Annotated in this window: 2 protein-coding genes; both read right to left on the bottom strand. The window is 58.4% G+C overall.

The genetic code is table 11. From position 1 onward, the window contains the following. Nucleotides 1-217: 217 nt before the first annotated feature. Nucleotides 218-1,021 carry a hypothetical protein gene (locus RI518_RS07865; RefSeq protein ID WP_310689823.1) on the bottom strand — a complete coding sequence of 268 codons (804 nt, stop codon included), beginning with the start codon at nucleotides 1,019-1,021 and terminating at the stop codon, nucleotides 218-220. Further along, a partial coding sequence (locus RI518_RS07860) for a DUF305 domain-containing protein (protein WP_310689822.1) occupies nucleotides 1,014-1,681 on the bottom strand: 668 nt, incomplete at its 5' end. The genes RI518_RS07860 and RI518_RS07865, both read right to left, overlap by 8 nt.

Raw genomic sequence — 1,681 nt, 5'->3', positions numbered from 1 at the left:
CGGCAAAGAGGCCGCCGAGGAGAATGAAAAATGCGACGAGGCCTACGTTGAGCCACACAGTGTCTTCCACTGCTCTGTAGTTCACCTCCGCTGGTGGGACACACCGAGTGTGCGCCAGCCTCAGTGTCAATCATGTGACTGATGAAATGCTGGGGAATTCCGAGCAGGTCGGGGCTGGATTCAGCTGCTTGGTGCGGGACATGTGCCCGTGAACCCTTTAGCCCCTGAAAAAGCTCTGACCCTGGTCGACGGAGATGGAGACCTCTCCAGCGTCTAGCACCACAATCACCTCTCCGGAGGCAGCGATTGCGCGGATATCGCTAAAGGTGTGGTCGAGGACGGCAAAACTCTCTGCGGGACTTCGGCTGGTAAAAAGCTCTGTTGGGGAACCGATGACCACTCCCGTCTTTGACCATTCCACGGTGGAGATACCTGCTGGCACATCGAGTTCAGTGAAAGTCTCACCCAGGTCCTCCGAGAGCAGTAGGCCCTCGCCTGTTGCGATCAGAAGTTGCTGGGGGTTTTGCGGGTTGAGCGCAAAATCGGTGAGCGGCGGCACCTCGAAGGTCTCCCAGTTGGCACCGCCATCAACACTTCTCACGATTGCCCCGTAGTTGGCCGCCACACCCACCATGGAACTCTCGCTGACATCCAACATGTGAAAATCGACTTCGCCGGAGAGCGCGTGGGGCTCCCACGTTGTTGCACCATCATTTGAGCGAATCAGCCCAATGGGGTCTGGTGAGTCGAGTTCTGATCCCGGGTGGCCACTGGCCCAAAAGGTTCCGTCGTGATAGCTCAAGCCCATCACGTCGAAAGAGGGTCCCAAGCGCAACCAGTCTGCTGAGTCTTCTTCCCACTGGTAAAGCCCGTCGTGGGTTCCCGCCCAGATAGCGCTACCGTCGGTGGCGAGATTGTGGACGTGACCTGTCGCGCTGAGGTCATCGGTGCGCTCGGCATCCGTTGCACAACCGGTGAGCACAACAAGGCTCGAAACCGTAGCCCATAGCGCCTTATTCACTCTCAAGCCTTTCGTGCAGGTCGTGCATTTCCGCTATTTCGGCTCGTTGAACCCGATCAATATCTCCCGCGAGTTGGCGAACTTCGTCGACCTCAGAGTTGGTGATCATACGAATCATCACGAGTGCGCCTTCGTGGTGGTCAATCATCAGTCGCAGGAACTCTTCGTCGAACTCGGGGGAAGTCAACGCGTTGAGGGAAGCAATTTCTTCCTCGGTAGCCATCCCTCCCATTGCCTCCATCCCCGGCATGTCGCCCATCCCGTCGGTTCCTGTGGGGTCCATCGGGTTGCGCGGTAGTGCGTCAGCGTCGAGACCATTGGCGTCGAGCCAGCCTTGCATTTGGTCTATCTCGGGTAACTGGCCGTCTCGAATTCGCTCAGCAAGGTCACGCACCTGGGCAGACTCCGACACCTCGAGTGCGGTAGCAGACATATCTACGGCCTGTTGGTGGTGGGGAATCATCATCGTGGCAAACATCAGATCACTCACCGCAAAAGCATCCTCTGAGGCTTCCGTACTCGGTGCATCCTCCTGTGGGGCGACGGACCGGTCGTCCGCTATCGGCGGTGTCGACAGCATCACACAGCCGCTCAGGCCGATGACGAGTACCGCCGCAGACAGTGCGGCGGTGAGGGTCGTTGTGGCTGTATTGCCCGTCT

It is taken from the genome of Pontimonas sp. (genome assembly GCF_031581085.1).
GTDB lineage: Bacteria > Actinomycetota > Actinomycetes > Actinomycetales > Microbacteriaceae > Pontimonas.
Note: the sequence above shows the minus strand (reverse complement) of the source record. Positions and strands in the feature narration are given on the sequence as shown.